5 protein-coding genes and 2 pseudogenes are annotated in these 3,862 nt (G+C 39.4%); 3 read left to right on the forward strand and 4 right to left on the reverse strand.

What is annotated here, in order from left to right; all coding sequences use genetic code 11:
* The 3 genes and pseudogenes from VV869_RS24230 to VV869_RS24240 all read right to left on the reverse strand — a co-directional run.
* Positions 1-315: IS110 family transposase (locus VV869_RS24230; protein WP_337737520.1), on the reverse strand; the 315-nt coding region annotated here is incomplete at its 3' end.
* A 29-nt stretch (positions 316-344) separates the two neighbouring features.
* Complete coding sequence (locus tag VV869_RS24235; protein ID WP_337737525.1) at positions 345-833, reverse strand: tyrosine-type recombinase/integrase; 489 nt, start codon at positions 831-833, stop codon at positions 345-347.
* Positions 834-860: 27 nt separating this feature from the next.
* A pseudogene (locus VV869_RS24240) lies at positions 861-1,099 on the reverse strand (phage integrase N-terminal SAM-like domain-containing protein); the annotation flags it as partial.
* A gap of 322 nt (positions 1,100-1,421) precedes the next feature.
* Between VV869_RS24240 and VV869_RS24245 the strand changes: the two are divergent.
* The 3 genes from VV869_RS24245 to VV869_RS24255 all read left to right on the forward strand — a co-directional run bounded on the left by VV869_RS24245 (position 1,422) and on the right by VV869_RS24255 (position 3,277).
* A complete protein-coding gene (locus tag VV869_RS24245) occupies positions 1,422-1,667 on the forward strand; it encodes a hypothetical protein (protein ID WP_337737522.1) in 246 nt (81 codons plus the stop codon).
* A 159-nt stretch (positions 1,668-1,826) separates the two neighbouring features.
* Entirely contained in the window at positions 1,827-2,786 is a 960-nt protein-coding gene (locus VV869_RS24250) for a hypothetical protein (protein ID WP_337737523.1), read from the forward strand.
* Positions 2,786-3,277, forward strand: a complete 492-nt coding sequence (locus tag VV869_RS24255; RefSeq protein WP_337737524.1) for an NUDIX hydrolase — start codon at positions 2,786-2,788, stop codon at positions 3,275-3,277. The genes VV869_RS24250 and VV869_RS24255 overlap by 1 nt, the downstream gene beginning before the upstream one ends.
* Positions 3,278-3,548: 271 nt before the next feature.
* On the opposite strand, the pseudogene VV869_RS24465 reads toward VV869_RS24255, so the two are convergent.
* Positions 3,549-3,650 (reverse strand): annotated as a pseudogene (locus VV869_RS24465) (IS110 family transposase); the annotation flags it as partial.
* Positions 3,651-3,862: the final 212 nt, after the last annotated feature.

A 3,862-nucleotide genomic window follows, 5' to 3' on the forward strand; every position in this document is an offset into this window, starting at 1 on the left:
CATGTTAGGACGAGTCACAGCTTCACAAATTGCTTCAGCATCAGCGGTATCATTCTTATTTGATTTCACATAGGGCTTAACAAACTGTGGAGGCATGAGCTTTACGTCATGACCAAATTGCTTGAATAATCTCGCCCAATAGTGAGCACTGGCGCAAGCTTCCATACCGATAAGACAGGGAGGGATATTGATTATCGTCTCGGATAACTTCTTTCTACTGACGTTTTTCTTAAGAAGAACTTTTCCTGATGAATCAACGCCATGCAAAGCAAAAGATGATTTAGCTAAATCGATACCTAAGGATACGATGGTCATGGTCTCTTCCTCATTCAGTTCACCAACTGTTAGTGTAGGTGGTGAGTGGAAGTGTCCATATCATTAACAAAGCCATGACTCGATGGAAAAATGAATTGCCATCCATATAATTTTAATGCTCCCTTGTACTTTCTTAGCAGGGCCGGAGGTACAGAAGCCATGCCAGCACCGTCATCCAAATCTTTCCGATGAACTTGCCTAGCGATTTCGACTTGTTCTGTCAAAGGGGAAATCAGGGAGTTTGGCAGCAAAGTATATCGATCCTTGCTGCTTTTGCCATTGAATACGAAAATCGATTTGGAATCAAAATTGATGTCTTTTATCCGTAACGACAATGCTTCTTGAATGCGAAGCCCACAACCATACAGAATTGCTGCCAGCAACCAGTATTTTCCCCTTAAATGGCAGAGAATCGCTTTAACCTCACGCTCGCTAAGAACAGTGGGCATTCGCTTCGGTGTACGAGAATTTTGATAGCGTAGTTGGCTGATCTCCCTACCAATCACGTAGCGGTACATAAAAATGATTGCGCACAAGGCCTGATTCTGGGTAGCGGCACTTACTGCTCGATTGGTGGCGAGGTGGTACAAAAACGTTCAATCTCAGAGTTGCCCATATCCGCAGGGTGACGCACATCATTGAACTTGATGAACCATCGGATCCAATACAAATAACTTTTTTCAGTGCGAATACTGTATTGGCGTGTGCGTAGTTCGATTCGTACCTGATTTAGAAATGGCGATCCTGTCATAATTAACGTCCTTAGGAGTTTGGCTGTATACATATACAGTTATATTTGAATCAGGCCTATTTTCCAAATAATTATGGTTTTAACGAGACAGACGATGCTTGCTTTGAGCTACAAGGGAGATCCTATCTGGCTGATTATAAAGAATAATTAATAAGGAAATGATTGCATACGAGGTCTCGTTAAATCACAATGCTTACTTTATGCAGGCGCACCGAAGATTCACGTTTGAAATTGGTTATCTAAAGGGTTGAAATAAATATATTTTTACAGCTATAGTGTCGGAAGAATCAGCGTGGTTGATGTGTGGAAGCGAGCATGCAGCCAAATACACTGTTATATGCATTCGAGGAATAGTATGTCTAGTGATAAATTTGAAAACTATACGAAAGATTTAGGTGCTCTCGTAAAGGAATATGCTCTAGATTCAATTTCAGATTTTAATAGAGAAAAAAGTGACTTTAATACGGGGTATATGATGGCTTTCCACCGAATAGTTACACTAATGCAGCAACAAGCCGAAGTTTTTGACATCGACTTGAAGGATATTGGTTTAGAAGAACTTTCAGAAAGTGATTTTTTAACTATTTCATCCAGCATATAACAAGGCATTTAAGAGTGACTCACAACGCTTGGCGATTTCAGCTTAAACTTGGTTTTAGTGTTTAAGGTGCAATGGTCTGGGTTAGGTGTTTAGCGTTGTTCGCACCTTAATGCTGCGTTATGGGTACGGCATAAACTTCATTTATATAAGGAACGATAATTGTTATTTAAAGAAAAACTATTATTGTCAAACTGCGACTCAGTTCGTCAGTTAAGACTGGAAGAGTTACGTAAAAGGTTCCTAATGGGGATGGTTTTTGGAGATGGTGTAGTCTTATCACCGAACACTCTCGTTGATAACCTCAATATGGATGAAATTTTTAAAAAAAGAAATTTAGTTAAATATTTGAATGAAGAAGGATCTGGAAAGTTAGTAATTAGAGGGTTCAATTTAGAAAACAGTTTTGACTTAGAGGAGTACTATGAAAAATTGCCAAGCAATTTTATTCTATCAAGCATTGAAGGTGCGCCTGAAAAAGGAAAACTCACAAATTATCAACAAGTCCGTTTGTTAGAACGTATACGTAGAACTCAAACAGCATTAAATGCCATAGTTTATAAATCAGAAAAGGTGGCACTTGAAAAAAGTGCTTTACAAGATGAGATTTTTGTAAGGATTAACGATGATATGGCACTAGGTAATTATTTCAAGGATGATGGCGATAGAATCCTATTTAGAAGGAAAACATCAGAAATATTTTCTAGGTCTGATTGGTATAATTTTTCAGATGATTATTTTGGTAAAATTAGTCCTATTGAATCAAGACGCTTTAAAAATGAGGTGGTAAATCCAGCATACAATTCCTTATTTGCAACAAAAGGCGAAGGTTTTTTGCTCGATGATATCAAAGTACTCAAAGATGTACCGGAAAAAATCTTAGATGCGGGCGTTGTGTATAAATCATTAAAAAATGAGATAGAGTTGGTTCAATATCCGTATAAAGCTTTTGAAATTATCACTACGTTAGGGGCTACAGACTTATTACAATTTATAACCGATGAAGCGATGGGGTACATCGAAGATAAATGTAAAGAAAGTACAGCGAGAACTTTTACTAGAAAAAACTGGTTTGGTATGTACCCGAAAATGCAACAGTTTTTAGGGTTGGAGTTGAAATAATGGAGCAGTATAAAAACCCTTGGTTTAGCGTTATCAAAGATGGCGAATTTCACTATATCAAAGAAAATGGTTCTGACAATGGAGCGGTAGTGTTGGTAGAATGTGAAGAAAACTATATTTTTGTTTTAGTTCGTAGAGCAGCTCATTCATTTAGTGAGCAAATTGAAGCGCCTCGAGGTTACGGTGAACTCAATGAAAGTAGTTATAATACGGCGATAAGAGAAGTGCTTGAGGAAACTGGGTATACAATAGATATAAATCAGCTGGAAAAATTAGGTGTAATAAAACCTAATTCAGCTATTTTAGCATCAATGGTTGACGTGTTTTATGCACGTATCTCTGAATGTCAGTTGACTGGAAAGCCTGAGCGAGAAATTGAAGGTTTGGTAAAAATTCCTAAAATTACGATTCGTGAAAAAATTAGGGATGGGGTTATCTCCGACTCATTTACTTTAAGTGCTTTTGCGCTTTTGTGGAGTAAGTACCCATAACAAATAAGGATACAACAAATAAGGATACGTGTCGCGCAGCCGACACTTCTATCCGGGTGTTGGACAAGCCCGGACAGCCTTATTAAGTTAATTGCTCGATGGGGGGGGGGGTGGGCGTTGCGCCCGCGGCTTTCTTCAGGGCGAGCGCAGCCTGGAAGTGATCACGCTGTTTTTCATGTCAATGGGTTACCGCCTGAGTTCGGTCATGCGTTGGCTTTCTCCTGGTTGCGGTAAGTGCCATTCTCCTTATTCTGTTTGCCTTTTCCAGCTATACCGGCCATGCGTTGCTGGCACTTCGGGCAACAGCAACACAAATCGCGACGGCATCATTGAGATCGTTTTTGGCCCCCGTTCTGAAAGTCGCCACATATTTTGATGGGCTTTGTTGATCAAATCAGGAAAACAACAGATCTACCCAATTTAAGCCATGTTTTAGCTAACTTTACGAGTTACGGGCATGCTGTAGTGGCATAGTTAATTTGGCCATCTGATTAGAGGTGATATCATCACCTCGGAAGTTAACAGGTGACACAATGACAAAACGTAGCAGAAGAACATTTAGTCCCGAGTTTAAACTTGAAGCCG

It is taken from the genome of Photobacterium sp. MCCC 1A19761, assembly GCF_037389125.1.
GTDB lineage: Bacteria > Pseudomonadota > Gammaproteobacteria > Enterobacterales > Vibrionaceae > Photobacterium.